The sequence below is a fragment of the Pasteurellaceae bacterium RH1A genome (assembly GCA_012221805.1).
Lineage (GTDB): Bacteria > Pseudomonadota > Gammaproteobacteria > Enterobacterales > Pasteurellaceae > RH1A.
The window spans coordinates 1,182,505-1,203,844 of sequence record CP015195.1 but is presented as its reverse complement, the minus strand read 5'-3'; the positions used below and the strand labels follow the sequence as shown (position 1 = coordinate 1,203,844).

The window sequence follows — 21,340 nt, the reverse complement described above, 5'->3', positions numbered from 1 at the left end:
CCGCTTTTAAACTGGTTTTAAGAATGCTATTGCCCTACATTTTTACGGTAGGTTTCCAAAACATCTTGGCCTGCCACCCGCCATTTGTTGGTAAAGGCATCAAAATAGAGCACCTCTTTGCCATCAATGGACTGCTTAATCATGGTGGCTTGATAGGTCATGGAGAACTCAGCCGCCTCCTTGGGCTTGTATTCACCCAAAGGCACCTTGTTGAAGTTGCAGTTAAGCAACATGACCAAAGGCACTTCTGCCGCCCGGCCTGCGGCGTTGTAAACACTGACATCAGCCCGCACCATCAGCTGGGCAGCCTTGTAAGGGTTATTGGCAAGCGCAGCCACTTCAGGATAGAAACCATCCCAAACAATTTCTCCCTCCAGGGCATTTACGCCTGTAGGCAACTTAATGGTACCGACCAGACCTAGGTTTTTATGCTCGACCATCTCTACATCAAATTCAGGCAGCTTGACCGACTTGGCCTTGCCCAAGAAGCTGTTGCCATTGATATAGACATTGGCGTTGTCAATTTGGTTAATGACCATGCCGCTCATTAGTTACCTCCTCGGTTGGTTAGATTGACCAGGTATTTACGGGTCACCACTGATGTATTGGTGATACGTTCCGCTGGGATTTTCGGCGTGAACTCATACTGAATTGGCACCTTGCCCTGGCTAAAGGCATCAACCAAATCCGCATCAGGGTCAAGGCTGACGGTATAGCCCACAATGGACTTAAGCGTACCCATATAGGTTTCAACCGTGCCTAAGAGGCTGTCCAAGAGAGCATCATCAATCGGGCGGTCGATATACTGCAATTCAGCCTGGGCGATAGACTCATCAATTAAGTCCGCCGTGCGTTGCACCACCTCAAAGTTACTGATATGGGTCACGGTTGGATAGCAGGCTAGGCGGTTACCCCATAAGCGATAGCCCGTACCGTAGCTGTTGAAAACCGTGGTAATGCCTCGGCTATTGAGCTGGTTGGTTTCGCTTTGGACATCATTGACTCGGGCCGTCAATTTGACTTCCACACCCTGCACACCCTTGAGTTCACGGTTGGAAATCGAGAACCAGTAGCCCTGCTCCACATCGGTTTTCATCCGCAGGCCAGCAGCATGGGTAGCCAGGCTTTCCAGCCCACCACGTTCACCCACCACATGTGGGAAGAAGAGCTGAAGGCGGTCGGAGCTGGTGTAGAAGTTAATCGTCCCTGTAGAGCTACGCCCTGCCAAGGCTTGGGCCAGGGTGGTAGCTTTAGGGGCATTCACATAGGCAATGGCGTTAAGCTGGTCGGCAAGGGTGGCCAAAGAGGCCATCATGCCAGCACTTTTGTCAAATTCAGGGCAGATCAGGATTTTGGCGTCTGCCCCAAACTCATTAAAGCCCATACGCATGAGCTCAAAGCCTGTCCGCTGGCCTGTGTTGGTATTAAGTGCGCCCCGAATATCCTCATCCGTTACCTTAGCTGGGTCGGCATAGGTGTAGGTGGCACTTAAATCGGCCTTAAGCTCGGTAAAACGAATTTGACCCGTGAGCAGATCAACACTGTAATCCCGCCCCTCGCTTAAGTCGCTGGAGCCTGATTGTAGGCTAAGGGAAATCAGGCCTGCGTGGGCGGTTTGGGCGGTGAGGTTATCCTTATCCTGCACCAGGGTTTCGCCGGTAATGGTGGTACGGTGGCGGGCGGGATCTAACACATTGACCACATAGACCGTGCCGGCCTGGTAACGGTTGATGATGTTAAGTGCATCGCAAATAGTGTAACCCTTATCCAAGACCTGACCAAACTGGGCAAAGTGCTTGCTGGTTTGGCAGAGGGTTAGGGTATTGACTGGCCCAGTCGGGGCTGTACCAATTAAGCCAATAATGGCGCCATCGGTTTGGGTAATGGGTACACTGCCCCCGTTGATACGCAGGGTTTCAGAGCCGTGGTGAAAGGCTGCTGTCATATTATGCTCCTTGTTTAGGTTTAAGCCCTGGGTTTAAGGGCTGGTAAGAGGTTCTTGCAATTAAATTTGCAAATTTTGGCTGGTTTTCAACCGCTTGTAGCTGCTGGACTTGGATGGTCTCAGTCTGCAAAATCAACTGATACTGCCAGACCCCGCTTTCCTCGCTCTTGCCGTCAAAAAACTCATCGACTAAATAGCACTCCCCGCAATCAGGAGGCCTAAAGCCGACCACCAGCAGGCGGAGCTGGTCAAGCAAAGCCAAGGCCCCTTCATCACTATGCAGGTCACGAGTGATGACCGTCAGGGCCAGTTGCAGGTGGCGGGTTTGGGTCACCCTGGCTGTTGGCCGGGGCTTATCAAACTTGCTGGCCAGGTAGCTAATCAGCACTGCTCCGTTGATGTGCGACAAATGATAGGTCGCAGGGTCATTGGGGAAGAGCTCCACCTCCCACTCAGGCAAGGCGGCTTTTAAGTGCTGTTCTAGGGCGCTTAAAATGGGTTGGGTGGCAGACATCAGTAACCCTCGGTGTTAAGTCGCTTGCCAGCCCTGACCGCAAATTCGCTCTGGTCTGTGAGCAAGTCACCCTTTGCACCCTCCTCTGTGAGCAGGGCCACACCTAGGTGCAACTTGCCCTGGGCGATTTGCTCTAACTCCTTGATGGCCTGGCTGTAGGTATCTTTCACGGTGTCCGGCATTTTGGTTTCAGGCCGGCGACTGTAGAGCCAGTAGCGGGCCAAGGTCAGGGCATGTTGATTAAGGAGCGTGGGTACGTCTTTAAGCGGCAAGGCATAGCGGGAACGCAGGGCTGCGTCTATCCGCTCATTGGCCACCTTAAGGGCGGTTTCCAGTACCCCTAGATCAGGCTCTTGAGCGGTCGGGTCGTCATTGCTGAGTTGCACCATAATCTTGCGGCTAAAGGCCATTAGCAGCTCGTTAATCGTGATATACATTAGGCAGCCTCTTTGGCCTTATTGGCTCGGCCTTTGGGGCTTTAGGCTCCTCAGGTGTTTGAGCCTCCTCAAGTGCTTGAGCCTCTTCAGGTGCTTGAGCCTCTTCAGGCGAAGCAGGTGGATTGATGTCCAGGGTTTGTACCTGCTCAAGGTAAATAGCCAGTTCGGCTGCCTCAGCTTCGGTCAGCTCAATTTGGCTGCCAATTTCATAACGCTTGCCGTTATGCAAAAGAGGGCAGTTTTTGACGGTGGCGATGATCTTGCTCATGGTTTTTCCTCTTGTTGATGTTTGAATTTTCTCCCCCCACCCTAGCCCTCCCCGCAGGCGAGGGAGGGGATTTTAGGCAGGAGAGAGGGTTAAATACAGCCCTTAACCAAGTAGCCTGCGGAAGCACCTAAAAGATGGGGCTTGTAAATGTCGGTGGTACGGACTAATTCAATCTTGCCTCCACTTTCTACATAGGTATCCACAAAGAGGCCGCTCTTACGGCGAGGCGTGTAGCCAAAGGACGGTTTGTAGAGGTTATGTTTCTGGTCTTTGGCCTTTTCTGGTACATAAGCTAAAACAATCGCCCCTGACCAAATGTCTTTCAGCGCCCCCTGGTCTTCATAAACTGCTTCACCAATTTTAACGGTCTTCACATCAATCAGTTCGGCAAAAAGCTCAGGAGTCACAATAGCCTTTTGGGAATACTTGATTTTTTCAATGACTAAAGGGTGGGCTTTAATCACCGACCATACATCGCCTGAAATAACACAGACATTGACGGCGTGGCCGATAGAACGCTTGACGGCTGTTTTCCCTGCTTCAATGATTGCAAAAGGGTCAGAATTCTTGCTGTCGGTAAATTGAGATGTACCACTGAGAGTGATTTTATTGCTGCTGTCATAGCTAGCCTCATTTAAGGCCAAATCAGCAATTTCCTTTTCACGGCCCAAGGCAATAATGTCTTGCGTGGTACGTTGGGCATGCTGTTTGAGCGGGAAGCTGGCTTCAGGATCTTCCAAGTAGTCAATTGGGTATTCGATGTCGTGTTCTTCTAAGTTCACATCGATTGATCCCACATCATCAGGTGTAAGACGGTTAGACGCAGTGCGTAAGGCACGGGCTGTGGTGGTTAGGCGGAAGGCTAGGCGACCAAATTTCGGGATTTTGCCCTCCATCTTAGTCATTTCTACCACAGGCATTAGGGTTTCACCCACTAATTCATTGTTGTCATAACCCTGAGCCAGCTCGGTTAAAACAGGGTCTTGGATACGCAGCTTGGCTAGGCGTTCTTGAGATGCGGTTGTCATACGGTTTCCTCTTCTATTGGTAAATGGCGTTAAAGGCAGCGGTGTAGCTCACCTTGTGTTCTTGCATATAGGCACGGATTTTCTGGTCGGCCTCGATACTTGCAGGATTGGTGCCTTCAGCATAAGCGATGGTTTGGTCTTGCCCTTCAGCCACCTTGTCTTTGGTGGCCACAGGCTCGGTAAAGTCATAGTGCTTAGGCAGGCTGTTTAAAAAGGCCTTTAAATCGGCTTTAAAGTTGCTTTCGGAAAAGTCAGCCGTGCCTGGTTTGGCATTAAGCAGGCTCAATACCGCCTCACGGTCTTTGGGCAAGAGTTTGCCACCTTGAATAAGGCTCTCGGCAAAAGAGGTATTTTCTGCCTCTGCCTTGGCTTCTTCTGCGGCCTGTTTTTCAGCTTTCAGTTGAGCCGCTTCATTTTCAGCACTTACTTTGGCTTGTTCCGCCTCCGTCTTGGCTTTTTCCGCTTCAGCCAGTTTGGCTTCTAGTTCGGCAATTTTGTCTTTATCCATGGGATTGTCCTCTGGGGTGGGTTGATAAAAGGGTTCCTCAAATTTCACAATGCCTTCTTGGTCTGCCTCGTTAAAGACCGGGTCTTTTAGGCCTTTGACGGCTGGCGGCATAGCCCCTAAAAAGCCCACGTGTCTCAAGTAGAGCACGCCCTTTTTAGGGTTATTAGGGCTGTCAGGCAGATAGAAGGAGGCGGAAATCTTCTTAAAGCGGCCGCTGGCCACCATTTCTGCAAAAGCAGGGTCGATTTGCTGGGGTTCGGCCTTGAGTAGATCACCGTCCAAAATCAGGTTCTTGACCCAGCCATAGGCCGGCAGATTAGATTTAGGGTGGCCGACCACCAGCGGGGCCTCGTGGTATTGAGGGCTATAAGCGGCAACCGCCTCTTGCAACATGGCCGGGGTAATATTGACCTCTAGGCCATTGGCATCAGGCCGTTTGCCTGCTTTAAAAATTTCGATAAGGTTCATGGGCTTCTCCTTGAATGAGGCAAGAATAACCCTTGGGCAGGTTTTTGACTTTTAAACTGGTTTAAAGAAAACAAGCGGCTCAAAAAAGGGGAAAATTTGCAAGGCTGGCCGAAATGGGCTTAATCTAAAACTAGAACATCGTTTAAGAGCCGTTTAAATGCGTTTAAGTGCGTTTAAATTTTTCGGCTCGATAAAATACTAGGCTTAGAAGATAAAACGCCACAGCGGGCGTTTTAAGGCTTGTTTGGAATTTCTCTCCCTTAGCGAATATTTCGTAAGGTTTGGCGTAAGTGATGACGGGCTTTTTCCAAGAGGTAATCTTCATCACGCCTACCCACTCCCAACCATGGTCGGGCAGGTATAGTGACCTTCCGCCTCCGGCCTGCTCGCCCACCAAAATGGTGAAGGGCAGCATAGGGCTGGCTGGAACCAAACTCCACCCCATCGGCCTTGATATTGTAGGCAGTTCGGTCGGCTAGGTTGCCGTCCTGTCGCAAAATCTTAAGCGACTTGCCCCGCTTGCGTTTAAGGGCTAGGGTACGGTCTGAAAGGGCCTGCCAGCGATTGCCCTCGGGGTCGATTTCTTGCTTAAAGCGTTGGTTGTGGATCTTCTTGAGGCTTTCGCCCAAGATACCATAGAGCCTGCGAGGGCTTTCCAGTTGCCTTGCAATTTGTTGCAGGGAGGATACCGCTTGGGTGTCGTTGAGGGTAATTTTAATCATCTTGATTTGCCCTATTGATTAAAAAATAAGTTGGGAGTATAGTGTTTAGAACGGTGGGGGTTTCCTACTGGAAAGGTTGTGCTTCGGCTCATTATCCTGTTCGAATCAGGCAAACCACCGTTACAACTCACCCCATAACACTTCATATTTGTGCATTCCAGTTTTATCCGTAAATACACTTGCAGTCCGAACCAAATTGACCTTATGTGCCAGCTTTTTCTTGCTTAATTGATCTTTGATTTTGACTTCATAATCCATTTTTATGGCCACCTTGCCTTGCTCAGTTTCGTACACAAAAACCAACGTCGGTAATTTCTGATCTTGCTCTAACAAAATCGCCCTTGGATTTCGCAGTTTTTCTGGTAACTTTTCCCAAAACTCAAGCGGTAGGTTAATGCCCTTAGCTTGCTTGCTATCTCGCAAGGCGTGTAAAACATCTTCATCACGCACGGCGATTACCGCTGACTGTGGGGCTTTATTAAGGCTGGTAAGTTTATCAATCACTTGAGCTGGCACAATACCCACGTTTTTCATGGCCCCTCGGGCGACTTTTTCACTAGCAACCTTGTCCACCATATCCTTCATGGCTGCATTTAACATGGCCACCGCTTGCGGCCTTTGTAGCACATCATCAATTAAGAGGCTGGCGAGTCTCGGTTCAGCCTGAATGGCCTTGTTAAAGAGAACCTGATCTAGGCTGACATTTCGGCTTTGCTTAAGGTTGTCAAAATTATGCGGCTCAAAACCTACATCTGTGCCCTTGGCAAGGGTCACGGTGCGGGGGTTGCCACTCCGCACACCCACAGTTTTCTGCTCCATTTCGATTTCGGGGGCTGTGCCAATCTTTTTATCAAAGTAGGTTAAGTCCGCTTCATCATGGGCAACTACCGTGCAGTGACAGCCATAGGCCTTGATGGGGTAGTGGTATTTCCACCACAGATCATCATAACGTAAGACGAGGCCGTCCCAGCTTTGGTGCAGTGGGCGGGGGTGGGCGTTATCATTGTGCTGATATTCCCAATAGGGCATATCCTCAGCCAGTTCCAAATGCTGGGTCAGCCGGCCACGGTTGTAGGCGCCATAAACGTTGGTGTCGTAGATAATACGGGTTCGCCAGTTGCGGCCGCCCTGATATTGCCAGCCAGTCTTATCCACAATCTCGTCAAAACGTTTACGAAAGGCCTCTAAGGTTTCGCCCTTGTGAATGGCGGCATCCACCGCTTCACGAAAGGCCAATAAGACCTCATTGCGGTTGGCCCCTGCCACCATAAAGAAATAATCATGCTCTTGCCCCAAAACATCTAAGTAGCTGTTGGTTTTGAGATTGAGCTTTTTCTCAAAGTATTTGGCCTGTTCTTCAAAGGTAAATTTCATGGTTTAGCCCTGGTTTCTTCAACAACAGACTGGCGACCGGCCAATTCAGCCACGGTTGAACCGAGTGCCAACAACTCCCCATACTCCGCAAAACTCAATTCAGGAATCAGGCTATCCAGCTGGTTGCGAAAGTCCTCCAAGCTCTCGGCCTGTGAGAGCTTGTCTTTGACGGCCTGAAGCCAGTTATCGACCAAGTCCTCACCCTCAACTTCCAGCTGTTCTAAAATCCGTTCGGCAATGAGCTGGGGCTTATCGTGTTCGTGAAGTTCAACTACTTTTGCAGATTTTTCAGATTTTTGCCCCGCTTGTAGGCTGATATCCCCCTCTTCAAAGTTGTAGATCCGCTTGAGATATTGCTCACTAAACTGCACGCCCAGCCCAGCCAGTTTGACATCCCGTTCCGCCTGCTGGAGGTCTAGGGCTTCTTGCTCATAGAGTTCAAAGCGGGGAGGTGTGATGCCCTGTTTATCGTTAATCTCAATAATCCAGTCAATCAGCTGGTTAAAGACCCCTTCAACCAAGGTGGCATCATCTGCCCGAATGGCCTCTAGCACATCCAGCCCAGCGGTGGCAGAGGCTCGGTTGGCTTCGGCCTCGGTAGTTTGGTTTTGGCCTAAAATGGCAATGGCGATTTCAGACTTACAGTACTTGATAAAACTATCAAAGGCCTCAGAGGAGCCACTTTTATCTGCCCCCTCAATCAGGCCGATGGAGCTGTCATCAGGGATAGCGGCCACAGCTGTGCCCAACATTTTTTCCATGCTGTCGAGCAGCTCTTCAGTTTCATTATAAGTGGCCTGTCTTGGGTGTTTACCTACCAGCCAAGGGCTGCCGTATTTTTCGGTAAATTCCAGCCAAAATTTAAAGCCACCCTTTTTAAAGGTGGAGGCCCAAAAGCATAGGGATAGGTCGCCCTGGCCGTAGGGGTTGGTGTAGCTGGCATTTTGGGTGGCCAGCAACATACGGTAAGGCGGCAAGGCTTGCCCTTCGAGATAAGCATCTCTGGTGCGTAGCCGTAATTGGTTATCTTCATCAAAAACAAACCATTCCTGTGGTCTGCCCTCAATGGTTTGCGGCAGCCATTGGTTGTTAAGGTGCCGCCAACAGACTTCTAGAGCCTGATAACCAAAGAGGCTGGCATCTAAGATTTGCCCCATAATGTTTGATAGGGGCAGGCCAGTAAATACTGCCTCCAAAGCCTCATCAAAGGCCTGATTACCGCTGGGGGTTAGCCGCCATTCAAGGGCTTTCACCGCTGCCTTACGGCGGCGTACACAGCCAGCGACAAAACTATCAGCCAGCACCTCCCGATAGGCTGAAATATCCCGGCCCATTTTTTTGAGTACCGGGTCAGGGTTGGGCAAATAATGCCCTGTTGCCCAGTAGTCAATGGCACGGGCACGGGAGGCAATCACATTAACCAAGTCTTGTTTTTTCATCATACCTTCACCAAACAAGCCACAAAGAGAAACCAGCCCCAATAGGCGTTACCCTTAAACAAAAGCACTGCACTACAAATAATCAAGATAATGCAGGCTAAACCTCTCATGACAACTGCGATGTCCATTTAATATCCCTCTGTTAATTTCAAACTTGCTCTTGGCCTGCGGCTATGGGCTTTAACTGGTTGCAAAATGGCATTACTGGCTGCATTAAGCGCCAAGAAGCAAGCCCAAGTCCTATCCGCATGGCCCCGGCTGTCGCTCTCAGCTATAAACCTTGGCTGGCCAGTTGAACCTGTGATTTTCTTGAGTTTATGCAAGTCTTCCCGCAAGGCATTGTCGCCCTGGGGAATGCGAATTTTGCGGTCTTCAAAAGCATTTTTTCCCAGGGTGGCCATATTGAGTTTGGAGGCCACATTAAAGAGTACGCCCTGGACCCGGCTGGCCCCATGTTGGTATTGGGCATCCTCTACCATTTTTTCGCCCATGCCAGTTTGGTCGAGGTGGCAGGCAATCACATTGTATTCCCGCATCACTCGCCCCAATTCCTCTAGCTGTTCCCGCAGAGCCACTCGTTTAAGGGTGATGATTTCCCGGGTCCAATAGACATCGCCCACCAGCTCCAGCACCCAAATGACGGTTAAGTCGCCCCGAACCGCAATGTCCATACCCACAAAGCAGGGATTGCCAGTATAATGTTCAGGCTTGCCGGCCTGTGGGTGTTCTACCCCGTCAATCAGGTCATAAGAGAGCCATGAACTCGCCTCATCTAGCCACTGGAGTTCAAATTCTTGAGCCCAGGCATCGTCATCATTCAGCCCCTTGCGGAGCTGGTCGATATTACGGGGTAATCCGTCTTTAACGGCTTGGTAAATATCGACAGAATGGCGTGACCATTCCTGATTGGTCAGGTCAGTCATCAACTCGTAAAACTTATTGCCCTTGCCGTTGGGGGTGGATACCACCCGCAACTTCCAGCCAGCCGAAATCACCGGGAAGAGGGCCTTCCAGATTTCCCGGCTATCTTGATGGAAGGCAAATTCATCTAAAAAGACATTGGCAGAGAAGCCCCGGGCGGTGTCAGGGTTGGCAGGCAGGGCAGTGATTTTGGAGCCATTGGGGAAAACCACCTCTAAGGCATTGACTGTCGGGTCAAAGGGGACTTCTAGCACTTCGCAGGCTATGCCCATGGCCTCTAAGTGGCGTTTTACCCCCTCGTTCATGGCTTCCTTGGCCTGGCGTTCCCCACGGCTTAAAATGACCCAGCGGGCCTTATCGCCCCGGGCTTCTGCCTCTAGGCAGTCCAGCACAATTTCCAGTGTAGTGGTGAAGGTTTTGCCGGTTTGGCGGGCAAACATGGCCACCTTAAAGCGGCTTTTATCGGCCAGCCATTTTTTCTGATAGTCGTAAAGGACGGTTTTATTCGATGCCATAGACAGCCCTTACCATTTTGGCCACATCGTCCATACTGGCCCCGGTCTGCTTACCGGCTTCTTCTACGGCTTTAGCGGCTTGCTCCACCACTTCTTTACGAATCTTGCGTTCTCGTTCATAGCTTAAACTGGCCGCCTGCTCCAGGCGTTGAATGGTGGTAGCCAACATGGCCAACTCCTTGGGCTCGGCCATACCGTCTTCAGCAAAGCGGGAGGACATTTCAAAGGACAGGTACTTAACCAGCTCCAGGGCGGTCTTACCAATATCGGTCTGGGGCATTTCGCCAAACTGTTTTGTCCAGACCTCGGCCACCTCACGGGCTTGGCGGATTTTGGCCCCGATTTGCTCCATGCGGGAGGCATAGCGATTAAGGCCTGTTTTGCTTAAAAGCATCTTCTCAGGCAGGCCACAATCTCGGATTAAATCGTTGATTTCCTCCAAAATTTGGGCCTGAGAGAATTGCTTGTCCCGCAACATCATGGCCAGTTGGGTTTTGATGTTGGGTGGCAGTAAATCCACCTTGCTGGCCCGCCCTCGGGTGTTTTTATCCGTCATAAAAGCTCCTTTAAATGACCTTTAAAACCGAGGACTTGGGCGTTTTACCCCTTCAACAAAAGCCTCACCCTTGGCCACATCCACCCCTCGCTGGGTAATCTTGGCCACCATAAAGCCCCCGTTGAGCCGCTCAATCTGCACTAGGCCTTGTTCTTCCAGCCAGTTAAGGTGATTGCGGACGAGGTCACGGCTGATTTTATGGCCGTAGAGTTCCAAGCAGTCGTCTAAAATGGATTCATTGGCATCATAGCCTGCGTCCAAGAGGGAGCGTAAAATCACTAGGCGTTGGTCTTGGGTAAAAATAGATTTCATCTTTATTCTCCCTTGGTTACAGCTTGTTCCAGTAACAAGCCCACTTGACGATTAAGCCCCACCAGCTCTGTGCGCAAGGCCTTGGCTTCCCCCTTCATTTCCACCACCGCAATGCGTAAATCAGTGACGTCCTTGGCGGAAGGTAGGTGGTGGACTTCGTTTTCAACCTCTTCTAGCCGCCTGTCTAGGGCTTCAATTTGTCCCTGCTGCTGGCGGAAATCCGCTTTTTTAACGTAGATACTGTCCATCTTGAGCCAGTAAATAGAGGCAAGTAGGCCAATCACACTAACAATAATGCCCCAGTTATTTTTGATAAGGTTCCAAATTTCCATTACAAATTTCCTGATGTATCAGATTGTGAGTCAGAATCTGCCGCTTGGTCTCCTCCGTGTCGGCTCGGCTTGGATAGATGAGGCTGAAGGCCTGACAACCCGACACCACCACGGGCGGGGGCATCTCTAAACCAGCCCTGTTGCTGCAACTGCTCATCAATATGGTGAGAGCTGGCAGGCATAATGCCAGCTTGATATTTTTGGCGAATTTGTGCATGTTTTACCTCCGCAGATTTTGCAATAATTTCCCCCGCTTGTTGGGCGATTTTTTGGTTAAGCTCCTGCCGCTCCTTAAAGAGGGCCTCAATTTCGGCTTGGGCTTGCTTGAGTTTCCAATAGCCTGTCAAGCCCAGGACAATGCCCCCAAAACAAGCCAAAATAATGATATAACTCATCATTCTTTCCCCCTTAAGGCATTAGCAAAGCCCTTGGTGGCCACCTGACCGCCGCAGAAAATGGCAAAGGTCATAAAAAGCTCCGGCATATAGGGGCGGTCTAGGTAGGCACAGTAGGCCAAAATCCCTGACATCAAAATCGCCCCGAAAAACTGGATAAAGGCCGTGGTTGATAAGCGGCCATTGTCGTTAGTAATTAATTCTTTAAGTGCCATTAGTAACTCCAGCGTAAGTAAAAGGCAGTAGGCGCAGTTGTGCCACCGTTGATAGCACGATTATTTTTTGCATTTTTACTTGGTTTTATGCGTGGTGTTTTGTAATAACCAAAGCCGCCTTTTGGTACAGAAGAGTTTTTTACTCTTTTACTCATTGTTTACTCCTTAAATAAGTGCTCTACATTCACAATTTCTTCACTGTCCAGCCATCGCCACACATCAAAGCAGGGGCAATCTTTAACCCATTCATTAGGGCTAATTGTGCCATCACCGTTTCGGTCTGGGCTTAAATCTCGGTGGCCGTAGATTTTGGCTTGCGGGTGCTTGGCCTCCAACTTACGCAGTAAGGCGTGCAGGGCTTGCCATTGAGCTTTTGTAAATTCGGCATGGTTTTTACCCGCTTGCGTAATGCCCCCCACCAAGCAAATACCGATGGAGTGCATATTGTGTCCTTTGACGTGAGCACCTGTTTCGCCCTCAGCCCGGCCTGTTTCGACCGTACCGTCAGTATCAATCACAAAGTGGTAGCCGATATGCTTGAGGTGGGGGTTAAAGTGTTGGAAATTGCCAGCCAGGCGTTTAAAGCCCCGGGTTTTGTGCCAGCTGTCAATTCGCTGGGCCGGGCTTTGGTCGCTGGTGCGAAGGGATTGGCCATTGCGGGTGGCAGAGCAATGGATAACAATTTTTTTGATGGGGTAGCGGTACATAAAAGAAAACTCCAGCAATTTGTAGAAATTAACTGGAGTTTAAGGAAAGGCTTAGAAATTGGATTTTAAACTGATTTAAAGAATAAGAGCGGGCTATTTCTTTTTCTTGCCGCCTCCGCAAATACTCTCGCAGGGGATGCCGTCCTTGTCACGGTCGAGGCTTTTCACCCCACACTGGGTCAGGTGGAAACGGGCCTCTTCACAGGAATTCATCTGGCTACAGGTGCGTTTGCCACATTCAAATTGCTCTTTGGCAATAACCGCTGCAACAAAGGCAAGGCAAAAAGTGAGGGATAATTTAAGAAATTTTTTCATCTTCTTTCTCCTTAGCCTTATTTAACAGGCTCTGCATATCCAATAATTCCCACACCTTGAATCATAGTAATGCCATATTTTTTGCCATTTAGAACAAAACTCTTTTGGGCTTCACCTGTTTGCCCAAATTCTTCTACAGCTTGGGAAGTTATCTTAATATAACGTCCACCAACGGTTTTCATCCCATTTTTTCCAGCATAGGCTGCAATGATAGTTGCGTGGTACATCAAGTCTCTTAAGGTTTGATTTCCATCGTCAGATACACTCAGTGCAGTCATTAGGCTTTTCACATTACTTGTCTTTTTATCAAGTACCAGCGTAACACCTAAAGTATCTGAAAACATATATTGAGCGGTGTTATTCACTTCGCCTTCGTTAATTGTTAATTCAGTAGGCATTCGATAGTCAGAATCAGACTTAGCCAAGTTAGCATTAACTTGCTGGGCAAATTGCTTAATTGTTAAAGGACTTTCTTTGGCATAAGCCATGCTGAAGGCAAAAGCAACAAATAAGACAGAGATAAATTTTGCAACATAGTGTTTCATATAGATTTCCTTAGTTAGGTTGGTAAATTATTATTCATTTCAAATTTACAACTTTTTACACAAAAAAACCACCTTTCGGTGGCTTTTTTACGCAGCAAACATATCTATCTGCCGTTTGGCGATTTCTTCCCGCTGCACCCGCTTGACGATTTTATAAACCCACTGGGTGGATACCTGGTATTTCCGGGCCAGTTCTTGGTGGTTGTTTCCGTTAAATTCTTGGTAGATTTTCATGTCTCGTTCGTTGAGCAAAAGCACCAAATTGCGAGGAATATAAACCACGCAACCGCCCCAATTTTGGGCCATACGCTGGGCAATCTCTACCCCAATTTGCTTGGCGGCCTCTTGGTTGATTTGGTGCTTTTGGGCCAGCTCGGCTTCAATATGCCGGGCCAAGTCGGCCAAGACTTCGGGGGCTTTTTCTTCAAAGGTGTCTGCTTGCATAAACAAAACTCACTGGCTGTTCCGTATTAAGTGGAATTATAGCCAGTGAGTTTGAAATGTGTAAAAAATTTGCGTTTTTAAACCGCTTGTAATAAGGAAAAAGCCTGATTTAAACAGGCTTTAAAGGGGATTTAAATAAAATTTAATCGCTTATTTTTTGAGCTTTGCTAGGGCATCTTGATGGGCCAGCCAGACCTGATATTGGGGTTGGTTTTCTACCAAATCCCGCCGGCCCAGATTGATGTATTGTTCAACATACAAAATGGCATCTCGTTTTTTCTGCTCGGCCAAGCGTTCTGTCTTGGTCTGTTCATTGTCAGCCTGTTTGTCGCTTTTGACCTGGGCAAACATGGGCCGGTGGGTGTCATAGACCGATTTGAGGTAGTTATGGTTGGTCAGGGGTTCCACCCTTTGCCCGTTTTCTAGGGCCTGTTGGCGTTTTTTCCGCAGGCTGGCAACGGTCTCAGATAAGGCTTGTGCCAAGAGCTGGGAACAGGGATAAAGCGCCAAGACATCGCTTAAAATCTTCAAGGCTCGGGCGTTGTTGAGGCTGCTCTTGGCTGGCTTAAAGAGACCCAAGTAACCCACCATGGGCTGGGCACAGCCGTGGGTGAGTTGGGTGATTTTGCCTAGGAGTTCCCGCCCGGCCTCGTCCTCAATTAGGGCCTCAAGGTGGATGTCGCTGTGGCAAATGGGGCAACGGCAAAGCCTCATCTTAACCCCCTTGGATAACGCTGGAATTGTTCGACTACTTGCTCATAAGAACTTTGAGCAGACATCAGGCAGCCATGGCCTTTTAAAGCCTGAAGCATTACCCTTTTGTGCCATTGCTTGAGGATTTCCAGAAAATAGCCTGCATCACCGCTATCTAAAGCCCCAACATTAAGCACCAGCACCTTTCTGCCCACATTCATAATTTTTCGCATATAGGCATTAAGGGCCTTTTCGCTGGGGTCGGCTAAAAAGCCCTGTTTGCCCATATTGATCCAAATGGCCCGGATTTTATGGGCGATGTCACTTTTCACGGCCCGTTCCCCTGTCGCTGGGCTGTAAGCGGTCGGTTTTGGGCTTCTTTTGGCAAACCACTTGACCTTGGCCCCCTTGGCCTGCAACTCGTGCAAAACCTTGTGCAACTCCACCAGCGTGCACTTGGTGGAGCTGGTCTTGTTGGTCAGGCGTTTGAGCATTTCACGGTAGCTAAAATCGTCCATATTGAGCTGGCTTTTGCCAATATGGATGAGTTGGATAAGTTTGGCTTTGTCAGTCATTTCTTACTCCTAATTTAACGTTTTCCTTACCATTTACGCCGTGATTTAACTGCACCTGTTTGCCTTGTTCATAGCCAGCTAATCTGGACTCACTGCCATAGCGTTCTTTACCATCACCAGCCTTACGCACGGCAGCTTCGTTAAATTGGCGTTTCTCACTTAACTGACGATAAGCCCGCTCCAGCTCCTCTTGCTCTTCTGGTGATGATACAAAGGCTTTGACCACTTCATTTACCCCTGCCACCCAGCCTTCACAAAAATGGTCAGCTCGTGCAATTTGGGTCGTCCGTTTAAGGCGTTTACTTTGCTGGGCGTTAAAGTCTTTTCGGGCTTTTTGCAGTTGGCGATACAAGACATCAAAGCAATAAGAAGCAACTTGCGGTCTTTCATCTTTGCCAAAGAAGACCATATGCATTTTATCTTCTCCAGCTCCGCCATAATGGTTGGAAAAATAAGCCTCCACCCCAAAGGCTTTACAAATGACACCTGCTAATAATTGCACATAGCGTGGAGTTTTTATAGCAAATTTAGCCTTGCCATTATGTTCGCTAAAAACCACATCATTTTGGTTAAGGCCGTTTTCAGTCATCAGTTTTTGGGCCATTTCAAGGGCTTTGGCCGCCTCAAAAGGATTGCTAGACTGGCCTAAGGCCAGCAATTTCTTAATTTTACGCAAAATGCGATCTTGTTCTTGGCTCATTTTTTCTTCCTGTTTGAATGATTAAAATCAAGGGTTAGCCCTTGCCTTTAATCACTCCCGCCCACAGCATTCTTGCAATCTTGGGATTTGTGGGCGGGGTGGGGTGGTTCGTTTACATAACATCCTCCTTGGTTTTGGAGAGCAGACTTAGGTTTAACTTAATCCGCCCGACTTCGTTGAGTGCCTGTCGCCATTGGCGGTCGGCATGGGTGTATTCGTCTAGTTCTACGCATTCGAGTGCGGCGATCATGTTGTCTATCACGTTTTCTATCCGCTCAATCAATGCCGCTTTTGCTACCTGTGCCATTTATGCCTCCTACTTTTGTCTTTCTGCCATACGGTCACAAAAATCAGCCCGATTTCTGCACCATTCTTCGTTTTTTCCTGCTGCTACCTGCTGGGCCTTGGTCCATAAGTTACAGGCCTCTTGCCATGCCTCCTTGCGTTCGGCGATGGCCGCCTGCTGGCTGAAGTGTTTGTAACGATCAAATTGTTTATTGGTCATCTTTTGCTCCTCTTGGGTTAAAACCTAGTATCAAGGCCCCTCTGTCCATCCCCTCCCCCGCTTGCGGGGGAGGGCTAGGGTGGGGGGAGGAACCTTTAAATAGGCTCTAATCTTCCTCCAACCAGCCAACAATCAGGGTTAGGATGGCCCCGATAATCAGATAGGTCAGCGGATCACTTAACATCTTGCTCAAACGGCCTAATCACAAAATCCTCCACCCCTTGCTTGATGGTCACACCCGCAATCCCCCGGGCCACATCAGGTTCATTGAGTAGGGCTTCTTTGTTGATCTCTTCCTTAATGCGGATAAAGCGGTCAAGCCCTAGGCGTTTAAGACTTTCCAGCACGCTGTCCACTCCCCGAATCAAGGCTGAGGGTGGGCGAGCCCGCCACTGGACTTCGCCTGTGATAAAGTTGGCCGTCTTGGTCTTGCCAAAGTCGGTCAGTTCGTCACGGTGGGCCTCGCAGTAGTCCTGCACCGCCTGCTGGAGCGGTTCCATTTCGGCCTTGAGCTTCTCCAGTTGCGGGGCGTACTTCTCGCTGGTCGCACTAATCTGGTCATTCATTTCCGTGGTCAGGCGGGTATGCTCCCGGCTTAAATCGCCGATTTCCTTAATGGCAGATTGCACCTGCTCGGTAGTCGTAAAACGCAGTTTGGCTGGCTGTTTTACCCGGGTTTTGCTTGGTTTTTTCATAGGTTCTCCTAGTGGGTTAAAAATTCAGTTTTCCAAATGATGTTGCAGTCTCTCAACCGCATTTGTATAAGGTGCTGGCGTAGGCCTCCCCGCACATCCGTGCCGTAGCACTGGGCCTTGCCCTCCCGTAAGAGGCGGCGGGTGATGTGGTTGTCGGCCACGATAATGCGGGGCCGGAGCCTGCCATCAAATTCCACCCGCTCGGCTTCTAGGCCCAGTTCATCGCACTCAAGCAGGGCGATTTCTAGGGCCACGGTTAGGCTATAAACTCGTTGGTTGCGGGGGCGGTTGGGTTCGATTAAGTGTGTCATTTAAGCCTCCTTGCCCAGTAATTCTGCCCGGGCCTTGCTGATTAGGTCTGCGGTGATCAGGCTGTCCGTGCCCTTGGCCACCATGCCGGCCAGGCGTAGGGTTTGGGTTAAGATCCGCAGTCCCCCGCCTGTTTCAGTGATGGCCTGCATCACTTTCAGGGCTTCGCTGTCTTCATTGAGACCCCAAGCGGTTGCCACCGCCTTGGTGTCGGCCTGCTTGGTCTTTTGGATGCTGGTATTTTTGGCAATCCGTGACCAAAGGCGGGCGTATTCGTGGGCCGGGTGGATGCCGCCCTTCATGCGGCTGTAAACCTTGTCATTACCGACTAAAACCAAGCCAATGCCGGCCTCTTCCTGCATAATTCGCAGTTCTTCCAAGGCCTCATAAGGCAGGTGGTCGGCTTCGTCCACAATCAGCAATCCCTCTGTGCCCTTGATTTTGCGGGCAATCAGGCGGGAGAGTGTGCCTTTGCGGCGTGGGGCATCGCTCATGCCCAGCTCTAGGGCGATTTCGTAGAGGATCTCGCTTAAACTTGAGCGGCTTGGGCTGGCCGTCACCAGCCAAACATTGGCCCGGTTGCTGGCAAACTGCTGGATGGCCTTGGTCTTGCCCACCCCGCTGGCTCCGTAAACTGTGGCCATGCAGGTGGCGATTTGGGCGAACTCCAAGGTCTTGAAGATTTGGCGGGCGGTGGCCGTTTCAATAAAGGCCGGGGCCTCGACAAACTCCCGGGCCTGCATCGCCTTTTTCTCAATGTAAGCGGTCAATTTTGCTTCCACCTCTGCAATGCTGCCCTTGTAGTTGCCGTTGAGGTAGGCAGACAAGGCCCCTGCGTTGATGCCTGCTTCCTTGGCCAGTTGGTTTTGGGTCAGGTTGCGGTTGGCTAGGTGTTGTTTGATTTGGTCGATTAGTGTCATAATGGTGTTCCTGTTTATTGGAGGTTTTAAATGCTGAATTTGCCTTATATGCCTGAAAATGTTCGATCAATTCTTAATGGTGAAGCTCTTGCCCTCTTCCGCCCTCAAGACCTTGATATGGAGTTGTGGGATCTTTATTTTTGGCTCACTAATGATGAAGTTTTGCCTGTTCCACCTATTTCCAGTCAAGAATGGGAAGAAGAGCTTGCTGAATTCCTCTTTTATATGCCAGCCATGAAGTTTTCATCAGTAGCAGACTTTCACGAACGTTTATGGCGTTTTTCTAATGCTTTCCTACTTAATTTGGCTCAACGGATTCAACAAATCCGTGTTTCGCTACGAGCCGTAATGCCGAGCGGAATTTCGATAAACCAAGAGCTTGAGAACGTGGGAGAATCGAAAGTAGCTCACGGAGGGCGATCGGTGCTGCTACCCCTTTCTTTTCAGGGAAGGCTTCGTCTATTACTGCAAGAAGATCACTTGCCATTTGTTGAAATTTTTGCAGTTGCTGATATTGCTCGCTCGTCATCATCTCGGTAACGCTTATTTCTTGCCTTAACGCTTTGGCTCCCTGAGTTTGATACTGATCAAACCCCTTAATAAAGGCTTGTTCAAACTCACTCATATCATCCTCTTCTTGCGTTCTTGCTTTTTGAAGCATATAGCGATAACGGGAAGTGTTTAAGCGTGCTTCTTGTGTGTTGCCAAATGGTTTCATCTTGTGCTCCTTAGCCGTTTAAACGGCCTTTAAATTGTGGTTTAAATTCCTTTAAAGCCTGTTTAAGTCAGGCTTTAGCCCTTGTTTTTCATCATTTCAACGCTTCGCTGGAAGGCTTGCTCAAATTCGCTGAGTTCTTCTTCCTCAAGCTCGACTTCTTCCTGCACCACCTTGAGGGCGTTGCGGTCTTGGATAATGCTATCTATCAGTACAGTCTTAACCCGCTTTTCAACTGGCTCTGGCACTTCCACAGCTGGGGCCAGGGCGGCCAGTTCGTGGGCTTCCAAGAGTTCCAGGCTTTGGGCCTGTTTCTTGGCGGACTTGACGATTTGTTGGTAAAGTCTGCCCTGTTCCCGTGAAGCTCGGGTGTCACCAAAGCCCTTGGCCTCTCGGCAGATGGCCTCGGCCAAATATCGCCCCTCTAGGTCGTAAACATAGACCGTGCCGTGCAGGTTGTCGGGGTCGAAGCGGGCCACCACTCTCTTATGGCTGGAACCAATCAAGGCTTGAGCCCAGTAGATATTGGTTAGGCCAAAGAGCTTGCCTGCCGCCTTGAGGGTAAAGGCTCCGTTCTTTCTTAGCTTGACCGTTTCGGCCTGCAAGAAGAGTAGGCGGAGTTGCTCGGGGCTGGCCTGGCGGATGTTGGTTGGGCGGTAGTCCCGTTCCCAGGCCTGGTCAAAGCTCAACTTGCCTAGGCACATTTCCGTTTTCCGCTCGGTCTGTTGGTTGTATTCCTCCACCCCTGCGGCCAGGGCCTGTAAAAAGACCTCATAGGCCACGCCCGCCTTGCCGCCGTTGTAGTTGTCGGGCTTGTCTAACACGCTTTTACCTGTGTAGAAGTCGGACAATTCGGGGCGTTTATCCACCTTTTCCCCAATGCCACCCCGACCAAAGGCCCGCTCAATCGGTTTGGCCTGGCCGTGGCCTTCGCCATACAAGACACTGGTAAAATGCACCTCAATGCCTAAAATCGGCATCAGGCCCTTGGGGTCAAGCTCGTCATGCTTGAAGCGGTAGCGGTTCTCAACCCCGCCTGTCATGGCCTTGTTGGCCGCCGCTCGGGTGTTGTCCAGTGTGAGGGTTTTGGGAATACCGTAGCTGAAAATCACATCCATCAGGGCGTGGCGAATGCTGTCGGTGTTCTCCGAAATCGCTGTGCGGTAGCCCAAGATTTTGCGGGTGCGGACATCCTGCCAAAACCAGGTTTTAGGGCGGACAATTTCGCCGGTGTGCCACTCGACAAAGACGTTGTGTTGGTAGCCATCGCCGTTGATCCACTCGCCGGCCAAGATGTCCTTGACGGTACGTTGCAGGGCAGGCACTAGCTTGGCCACCGCATTTTCCCCTTCTCGTTTGAGCAAGATGACCTCGTAGGGGACTTCTTGCTCCAGCCGGCGTTGGAAGGTTTGGAGGCTGGCCATTTGCCACTTGTACTGTTTAGCCAGGGCCTGGGTGCGACGGTAGCTGGCACGCAGGTCAGGCTTTTCGGGGCGGAGGTAGTCGCTTAAAAAGCAGTCCCAGGCCTCTTCGGTAATCACCGCCCGCTTGCTGGGCTTGGCTGCCTTGCCTGACCCTGACACTAAGATGGCCTGCCAGAGGTGGACGGGGTAGCCCTTGACCTTGTAATACCAATTTTTTAAAGATCCTGCCGATACCCCCTTGGCCTCGGCTGCCCCTGCTTCGGCCTGTTGGTAGCTAAAGCCCATTTCAATAAAGGCTTGTAGCTGCATGCAGGCTTCTGCCTTGGCTTTGGCCTTGTCCCTGGCTTGGTCGGTGGCCGTGTTGAGCCGGGCAATCAGGGCTGGGTCGTCCTGCGCGGCGGGGCTTGAGGCCACGGGGACAAGAGCTAGGGCAGCTTGCAGTCTTAACTGCTTTTGGGTTTCAGGGGGGAGGCTGGTGAGGTGGTATTCATACACATTCCCCTTTACTCCTTCTTTTCTTCGCCGTTGCCAGTTTTCTTGTTTTGCTCGAAAGTTAATGCCTTGTGTCGTTTTTGGCATTGCGGGCAAACCTAATAAATCTTGAGTTGTTATCCACATAAGCGGCTCTCCCGTTCCGCATAGCGTGTTGCCCAGATTTCTTGCGGAGGCACGCCAATGGCTTCAGCGATAATTTTCTCCCCTTTCGGGTAACTCACCCGTAGTGCATTTTTCAGCGTGCTGGGGGCAAGCCCCGATTTCACAGAAAGCGAATGCAATGTGATATTTCGCTCATGCAGCTCATACACAATGCGTTTTCGGCTCCAATCTTTTTTCTGCATAAAGC

The 21,340-nt window shown here is 50.1% G+C and carries 31 protein-coding genes; all 31 read right to left on the bottom strand.

The window, feature by feature from the left end; translation table 11 throughout:
* Positions 1 to 26: 26 nt before the first annotated feature.
* Positions 27 to 548: a phage major tail tube protein gene (locus A4G20_05660; protein ID QIW15853.1), complete on the bottom strand. Its 522-nt coding sequence runs from the start codon at positions 546 to 548 to the stop codon at positions 27 to 29.
* Positions 548 to 1,945 (bottom strand): phage tail protein, encoded by a 1,398-nt coding sequence (locus tag A4G20_05655; GenBank protein QIW15852.1) that lies wholly within the window; start codon positions 1,943 to 1,945, stop codon positions 548 to 550. The genes A4G20_05660 and A4G20_05655 overlap by 1 nt, the downstream gene beginning before the upstream one ends.
* Before the next feature lies 1 nt (position 1,946).
* A complete protein-coding gene (locus A4G20_05650; protein QIW15851.1) occupies positions 1,947 to 2,459 on the bottom strand; it encodes a hypothetical protein in 513 nt (170 codons plus the stop codon).
* Positions 2,459 to 2,896: a hypothetical protein gene (locus A4G20_05645; GenBank protein ID QIW15850.1), complete on the bottom strand. Its 438-nt coding sequence runs from the start codon at positions 2,894 to 2,896 to the stop codon at positions 2,459 to 2,461. Before A4G20_05645 ends, A4G20_05650 begins: the two co-directional genes overlap by 1 nt.
* Positions 2,880 to 3,164, bottom strand: a complete 285-nt coding sequence (locus tag A4G20_05640) for a hypothetical protein (GenBank protein QIW15849.1) — start codon at positions 3,162 to 3,164, stop codon at positions 2,880 to 2,882. Before A4G20_05640 ends, A4G20_05645 begins: the two co-directional genes overlap by 17 nt.
* Before the next feature lie 89 nt (positions 3,165 to 3,253).
* Complete coding sequence (locus A4G20_05635; GenBank protein QIW15848.1) at positions 3,254 to 4,192, bottom strand: inorganic pyrophosphatase; 939 nt, start codon at positions 4,190 to 4,192, stop codon at positions 3,254 to 3,256.
* A gap of 13 nt (positions 4,193 to 4,205) precedes the next feature.
* Positions 4,206 to 5,168, bottom strand: a complete 963-nt coding sequence (locus A4G20_05630; GenBank protein QIW15847.1) for a peptidase — start codon at positions 5,166 to 5,168, stop codon at positions 4,206 to 4,208.
* Between the two features lie 260 nt (positions 5,169 to 5,428).
* Positions 5,429 to 5,890, bottom strand: coding sequence for a phage virion morphogenesis protein (locus tag A4G20_05625; protein ID QIW15846.1), 462 nt, complete (start codon positions 5,888 to 5,890; stop codon positions 5,429 to 5,431).
* A gap of 120 nt (positions 5,891 to 6,010) precedes the next feature.
* Complete coding sequence (locus A4G20_05620) at positions 6,011 to 7,264, bottom strand: phage head morphogenesis protein (GenBank protein ID QIW15845.1); 1,254 nt, start codon at positions 7,262 to 7,264, stop codon at positions 6,011 to 6,013.
* A complete protein-coding gene (locus A4G20_05615) occupies positions 7,261 to 8,706 on the bottom strand; it encodes a hypothetical protein (protein ID QIW15844.1) in 1,446 nt (481 codons plus the stop codon). The genes A4G20_05620 and A4G20_05615 overlap by 4 nt, the downstream gene beginning before the upstream one ends.
* Before the next feature lie 125 nt (positions 8,707 to 8,831).
* Entirely contained in the window at positions 8,832 to 10,145 is a 1,314-nt protein-coding gene (locus A4G20_05610; GenBank protein QIW15843.1) for a terminase, read from the bottom strand.
* A complete protein-coding gene (locus A4G20_05605) occupies positions 10,126 to 10,695 on the bottom strand; it encodes a hypothetical protein (protein QIW15842.1) in 570 nt (189 codons plus the stop codon). The genes A4G20_05610 and A4G20_05605 overlap by 20 nt, the downstream gene beginning before the upstream one ends.
* Before the next feature lie 21 nt (positions 10,696 to 10,716).
* Entirely contained in the window at positions 10,717 to 11,007 is a 291-nt protein-coding gene (locus A4G20_05600) for a hypothetical protein (GenBank protein QIW15841.1), read from the bottom strand.
* Between the two features lie 2 nt (positions 11,008 to 11,009).
* Positions 11,010 to 11,339 carry a hypothetical protein gene (locus A4G20_05595; protein ID QIW15840.1) on the bottom strand — a complete coding sequence of 110 codons (330 nt, stop codon included), beginning with the start codon at positions 11,337 to 11,339 and terminating at the stop codon, positions 11,010 to 11,012.
* On the bottom strand, positions 11,339 to 11,737 hold the full coding sequence (locus A4G20_05590; GenBank protein ID QIW15839.1) for a hypothetical protein: 399 nt from the start codon (positions 11,735 to 11,737) through the stop codon (positions 11,339 to 11,341). The genes A4G20_05595 and A4G20_05590 overlap by 1 nt, the downstream gene beginning before the upstream one ends.
* The gene (locus tag A4G20_05585; GenBank protein ID QIW15838.1) at positions 11,734 to 11,949 is read right to left on the bottom strand and encodes a hypothetical protein; all 216 of its coding nucleotides are present in this window, start codon (positions 11,947 to 11,949) and stop codon (positions 11,734 to 11,736) included. The genes A4G20_05590 and A4G20_05585 overlap by 4 nt, the downstream gene beginning before the upstream one ends.
* A gap of 158 nt (positions 11,950 to 12,107) precedes the next feature.
* On the bottom strand, positions 12,108 to 12,656 hold the full coding sequence (locus tag A4G20_05580) for an N-acetylmuramoyl-L-alanine amidase (protein ID QIW15837.1): 549 nt from the start codon (positions 12,654 to 12,656) through the stop codon (positions 12,108 to 12,110).
* A gap of 93 nt (positions 12,657 to 12,749) precedes the next feature.
* Positions 12,750 to 12,971, bottom strand: coding sequence for a nuclease (locus tag A4G20_05575; protein QIW15836.1), 222 nt, complete (start codon positions 12,969 to 12,971; stop codon positions 12,750 to 12,752).
* Positions 12,972 to 12,988: 17 nt separating this feature from the next.
* Positions 12,989 to 13,516, bottom strand: coding sequence for a hypothetical protein (locus A4G20_05570; protein ID QIW15835.1), 528 nt, complete (start codon positions 13,514 to 13,516; stop codon positions 12,989 to 12,991).
* Positions 13,517 to 13,603: 87 nt separating this feature from the next.
* Positions 13,604 to 13,960 carry a transcriptional regulator gene (locus tag A4G20_05565; GenBank protein ID QIW15834.1) on the bottom strand — a complete coding sequence of 119 codons (357 nt, stop codon included), beginning with the start codon at positions 13,958 to 13,960 and terminating at the stop codon, positions 13,604 to 13,606.
* Positions 13,961 to 14,110: 150 nt separating this feature from the next.
* Positions 14,111 to 14,674, bottom strand: a complete 564-nt coding sequence (locus A4G20_05560) for a hypothetical protein (GenBank protein QIW15833.1) — start codon at positions 14,672 to 14,674, stop codon at positions 14,111 to 14,113.
* Positions 14,671 to 15,228, bottom strand: a complete 558-nt coding sequence (locus A4G20_05555; protein ID QIW15832.1) for a hypothetical protein — start codon at positions 15,226 to 15,228, stop codon at positions 14,671 to 14,673. The genes A4G20_05560 and A4G20_05555 overlap by 4 nt, the downstream gene beginning before the upstream one ends.
* Positions 15,221 to 15,928 (bottom strand): hypothetical protein, encoded by a 708-nt coding sequence (locus tag A4G20_05550; GenBank protein QIW15831.1) that lies wholly within the window; start codon positions 15,926 to 15,928, stop codon positions 15,221 to 15,223. Before A4G20_05550 ends, A4G20_05555 begins: the two co-directional genes overlap by 8 nt.
* Positions 15,929 to 16,040: 112 nt before the next feature.
* Positions 16,041 to 16,235 carry a hypothetical protein gene (locus A4G20_05545; GenBank protein QIW15830.1) on the bottom strand — a complete coding sequence of 65 codons (195 nt, stop codon included), beginning with the start codon at positions 16,233 to 16,235 and terminating at the stop codon, positions 16,041 to 16,043.
* A 9-nt stretch (positions 16,236 to 16,244) separates the two neighbouring features.
* The gene (locus A4G20_05540) at positions 16,245 to 16,433 is read right to left on the bottom strand and encodes a hypothetical protein (protein QIW15829.1); all 189 of its coding nucleotides are present in this window, start codon (positions 16,431 to 16,433) and stop codon (positions 16,245 to 16,247) included.
* 173 nt (positions 16,434 to 16,606) lie between these two features.
* The gene (locus A4G20_05535; protein QIW15828.1) at positions 16,607 to 17,128 is read right to left on the bottom strand and encodes a host-nuclease inhibitor protein Gam; all 522 of its coding nucleotides are present in this window, start codon (positions 17,126 to 17,128) and stop codon (positions 16,607 to 16,609) included.
* Between the two features lie 8 nt (positions 17,129 to 17,136).
* Positions 17,137 to 17,439 carry a hypothetical protein gene (locus A4G20_05530; GenBank protein ID QIW15827.1) on the bottom strand — a complete coding sequence of 101 codons (303 nt, stop codon included), beginning with the start codon at positions 17,437 to 17,439 and terminating at the stop codon, positions 17,137 to 17,139.
* Complete coding sequence (locus A4G20_05525; protein ID QIW15826.1) at positions 17,440 to 18,357, bottom strand: DNA transposition protein; 918 nt, start codon at positions 18,355 to 18,357, stop codon at positions 17,440 to 17,442. It abuts the gene before it with no gap.
* A 298-nt stretch (positions 18,358 to 18,655) separates the two neighbouring features.
* The gene (locus A4G20_05520; protein QIW15825.1) at positions 18,656 to 19,075 is read right to left on the bottom strand and encodes a hypothetical protein; all 420 of its coding nucleotides are present in this window, start codon (positions 19,073 to 19,075) and stop codon (positions 18,656 to 18,658) included.
* Positions 19,076 to 19,149: 74 nt separating this feature from the next.
* The gene (locus A4G20_05515; GenBank protein QIW15824.1) at positions 19,150 to 21,114 is read right to left on the bottom strand and encodes a transposase; all 1,965 of its coding nucleotides are present in this window, start codon (positions 21,112 to 21,114) and stop codon (positions 19,150 to 19,152) included.
* Positions 21,105 to 21,335 carry a transcriptional regulator gene (locus A4G20_05510; protein ID QIW15823.1) on the bottom strand — a complete coding sequence of 77 codons (231 nt, stop codon included), beginning with the start codon at positions 21,333 to 21,335 and terminating at the stop codon, positions 21,105 to 21,107. Before A4G20_05510 ends, A4G20_05515 begins: the two co-directional genes overlap by 10 nt.
* Between the last annotated feature and the right edge of the window lie 5 nt (positions 21,336 to 21,340).